Raw genomic sequence first — 3,949 nt, forward strand, 5'->3', positions numbered from 1 at the left:
AGAAAAAATCATGGGCTTTGGCCACGCGATTTATCGTGAGAGTGACCCACGCAATGCCTTAATCAAAGAGTGGTCGAAGGCGCTTTCTGAAGCAGTGGAGGATTCTCATCTCTACGCTGTTTCTGAGCGTGTGGAAGCGGTGATGAAGCGCGAGAAAGATCTGTTCTGTAATGCGGACTTCTTCCACGCTTCGGCCTATCACTTTATGGGCATTCCAACCAAATTGTTTACGCCAATCTTTGTGATGAGCCGTTTAACCGGCTGGGCGGCGCATGTTTATGAGCAGCGTGCCAACAACCGAATTATTCGCCCAAGTGCGGATTATGTGGGGCCTGAGCATCAAACTTGGCTGCCGATTGAACAGCGTGGCTAACACTGAACAAGTACAACGAACCCTCCTGTGGAGGGTTCAGAGCCATTTGAATGGCCAGCAGCAATGGAAGTAAAAACATGAACAGTCTGTATCGTAAAGCCTTATCGCAAAGCCCTGCGCAATCTCAGGTCGATTTTTTTGATACGCGCGCGGCGGTCGAGGCGTTAAAACCGGGCACATACCAAACTTTGCCTTACACGGCACGTATTCTGGCCGAAAACTTGGTTCGCCGCTGCCCACCGGAACAATTGAGCGAAAGTCTGCTGCAAATTATCGAGCGTAAACGCGATCTTGATTTCCCTTGGTATCCCGCGCGCGTGGTGTGCCACGATATTCTCGGCCAAACCGCGTTGGTTGATTTGGCGGGCTTGCGTGATGCGATTGCCGATCAAGGCGGCGACCCCGCGCAAGTCAATCCTGTAGTAGAAACCCAGTTGATTGTTGATCACTCGTTGGCGGTGGAATATTCCGGCTGCGATCCTGATGCGTTTGAGAAAAATCGCGCGGTAGAAGACAGACGCAATGAAGATCGTTTCCACTTTATTCAGTGGTGTAAAACCGCGTTTAAAAACGTCAGTGTGATCCCAGCTGGTAACGGCATCATGCACCAGATCAATCTGGAAAAAATGTCGCCGGTGATACAGGTGAAAGAGGGCGTGGCTTTCCCTGATTCTTGCGTAGGCACAGATAGCCATACGCCGCACGTTGATGCTCTTGGAGTGCTGGCGATTGGCGTGGGCGGCCTTGAAGCGGAAACTGTAATGCTTGGTCGCCCTTCCATGATGCGCTTGCCAGATATTGTCGGTGTGAAACTTACCGGAGCGCGCCAACCGGGTATTACCGCAACCGATATTGTGTTGGCTTTAACTGAATTTCTGCGCCGCGAGCGGGTGGTCTCAGCCTATCTGGAGTTTTTTGGCGAAGGGGCGAAAGCGCTAACCATCGGCGATCGCGCGACTATTTCCAATATGACGCCGGAATACGGCGCGACTGCCGGCATGTTCTACATTGATGAACAGACCATTCAATATTTAAAACTGACTGGCCGCGATCCAGAGCAAGTCGCCTTGGTCGAAAGCTATGCCAAAGCTGCAGGTTTATGGGCGGACAGCTTAGAGCACGCAGAATACGAACGTGTGCTGGAGTTTGATCTCTCCAGCGTTGAGCGCAATTTGGCGGGGCCTTCCAATCCACATCGCCGTTTACCGACCAAGGAACTCAGTGCTCGCGGCATTGCGATACCTGCTCAGCAACGAGAAGCACAACAAACAGAGGGCTTGATGCCCGATGGCGCGGTGATCATCGCCGCCATCACTTCCTGCACCAACACCAGTAACCCGCGTAACGTGGTCGCTGCAGGGCTGCTCGCCAAGAAAGCTAATCAGCTCGGCCTTAAACGCCAGCCTTGGGTGAAAACCTCATTTGCGCCCGGCTCGAAAGTTGCCAAATTGTATTTGGAAGAAGCTGGGCTGCTCTCTGAACTTGAACAACTTGGTTTTGGCATTGTGGCGTATGCCTGTACCACCTGTAACGGCATGAGTGGCGCGCTCGATCCCGCGATTCAACAAGAAATTATTGAACGCGATCTCTACGCTACGGCGGTGCTGTCTGGCAACCGCAACTTTGATGGCCGTATCCATCCGTATGCCAAGCAAGCGTTTTTGGCTTCGCCGCCTCTGGTCGTGGCTTACGCGATAGCAGGCACGATGCGCTTTGATATTGAACGTGACGCGCTGGGTGTCGATGCACAAGGCAAGCCAATTTATCTCAATCACTTATGGCCAAGTGATGAAGAGATTGATGCCGTCGTCGGCCGCGCGGTCAAACCGGAGCAGTTTAAGCAGATCTATATCCAGATGTTCAAACTCGATGAGACACAAAGTGCGAGCTCACCGCTGTATGACTGGCGGCCGATGAGTACGTATATTCGCCGCCCACCGTATTGGGAAGGAGCGCTCGCGGCACCGCGTACCTTGAAAGCGATGCGACCACTGGCGATTTTGGGTGACAACATCACCACGGATCATTTATCACCCTCCAATGCCATTTTGGCGAGCAGCGCGGCTGGGGAATACCTGACCAAAATGGGCGTGCCGGAGGAAGATTTTAACTCTTACGCCACCCACCGCGGCGATCACCTGACTGCGCAGCGCGCCACGTTTGCCAACCCGAAACTGTTTAACGAAATGGTTAAAGAAAACGGGCAGGTCAAACAAGGTTCTCTCGCGCGTATTGAGCCGGAAGGCAAAATAACCCGCATGTGGGAAGCGATTGAAACCTATATGAACCGCAAGCAACCACTGATTGTAATTGCGGGAGCGGATTATGGCCAAGGCTCATCACGTGACTGGGCAGCCAAAGGTGTGCGTTTAGCCGGCGTTGAGGCGATCGTGGCCGAAGGCTTTGAGCGGATTCACCGCACCAACTTGGTTGGGATGGGCGTACTGCCGCTAGAGTTTAAGCCGGGCGTCAATCGCCACTCGCTAGCGCTCGATGGCACTGAGCTGTTTGATGTGGTGGGGGAGATCAGGCCCGGTGCAGATTTAGCCCTAGTCGTGACCAGACAAAACGGTGAGAAGCTCGATGTGGCGGTGACGTGTCGTTTGGACACGGCAGATGAAGTGCACGTGTATCAAGCGGGTGGCGTGTTGCAACGCTTCGCGCAAGACTTTTTGGCGCAGTAGGAGGCAGCATGAACGAGACAGTGTCACAAATTCGTATTCCTGCCACCTACATGCGTGGCGGAACTAGCAAAGGGGTGTTTTTCCGTCTGAACGATTTGCCGATTGAAGCGCAGCTTCCCGGTGCTGCCCGTGATGCTCTGTTGTTACGAGTGATTGGTAGCCCAGATCCTTACGGTAAACAGATTGATGGCATGGGAGGCGCGACATCGAGCACCAGCAAAACCGTGATTGTCAGTGCCAGCTCGCGTGCTGATCACGATGTGGATTATCTGTTCGGGCAAGTGGCGATAGATAAACCGTTTGTCGATTGGAGCGGAAACTGCGGCAATCTTTCCGCTGCGGTGGGGCCGTTTGCGATCCATGCTGGGCTGATTCCTGCTGAGCGTATTCCGCACAATGGTGTGGTGGCGGTGAAAGTGTGGCAAGTCAACATCAGCAAAACCATTGTGGTGCATGTGCCGATAGTTAATGGCGCAGTGCAGGAGTGCGGTGAGTTTGAACTCGATGGAGTGACCTTTGCGGCGGCCGAAGTACAGGTCGATTTTGTTGATCCTGCGGATGACAGCGGCGCTATGTTCCCAACTGGTAACGTGATGGATGATTTGCAAGTGCCGGGTATCGGGACGTTCAACGCGACTTTCATCAACTCGGGCATTCCAACCATTTTTGTCGATGCCGAAGCACTCGGCTATCAAGGCACTGAGTTGCAAGAGGCCATCAACAGTGATCCACAAGCCTTGGCGAAGTTTGAAACGCTACGCGCTTATGGCGCACTGAAAATGGGGCTGATTGAGTGCATTGAAGAAGCGCAAAACCGTCAGCACACTCCGAAAATTGCTTTTGTCAGTGGCGCGAAAAGTTACTTAGCTTCAAGCGGTAAGCCAGTCGATGC

The 3,949-nt window shown here is 53.2% G+C and carries 3 protein-coding genes; all 3 read left to right on the plus strand.

Features of this window, described 5'->3' with window-relative positions; all coding sequences use genetic code 11:
- The coding region (locus GOU96_RS17030) for a citrate/2-methylcitrate synthase (protein ID WP_324702035.1) at window positions 1-373 on the plus strand (373 nt) is incomplete at its 5' end.
- A gap of 77 nt (window positions 374-450) precedes the next feature.
- Complete coding sequence (gene acnD / locus GOU96_RS17035; RefSeq protein WP_134987049.1) at window positions 451-3,057, plus strand: Fe/S-dependent 2-methylisocitrate dehydratase AcnD; 2,607 nt, start codon at window positions 451-453, stop codon at window positions 3,055-3,057.
- Between the two features lie 8 nt (window positions 3,058-3,065).
- A partial coding sequence (gene prpF / locus GOU96_RS17040; RefSeq protein ID WP_324702036.1) for a 2-methylaconitate cis-trans isomerase PrpF occupies window positions 3,066-3,949 on the plus strand: 884 nt, incomplete at its 3' end.

Source organism: Vibrio sp. R-1 (assembly GCF_035615595.1).
Taxonomy (GTDB): domain Bacteria; phylum Pseudomonadota; class Gammaproteobacteria; order Enterobacterales; family Vibrionaceae; genus Vibrio; species Vibrio cholerae.

Excerpts from the sequence above, each read along its gene's own strand:
- acnD (WP_134987049.1), top strand. The coding sequence starts at position 451 with ATGAACAGTCTGTATCGTAAAGCCTTATCGCAAAGCCCTGCGCAATCT.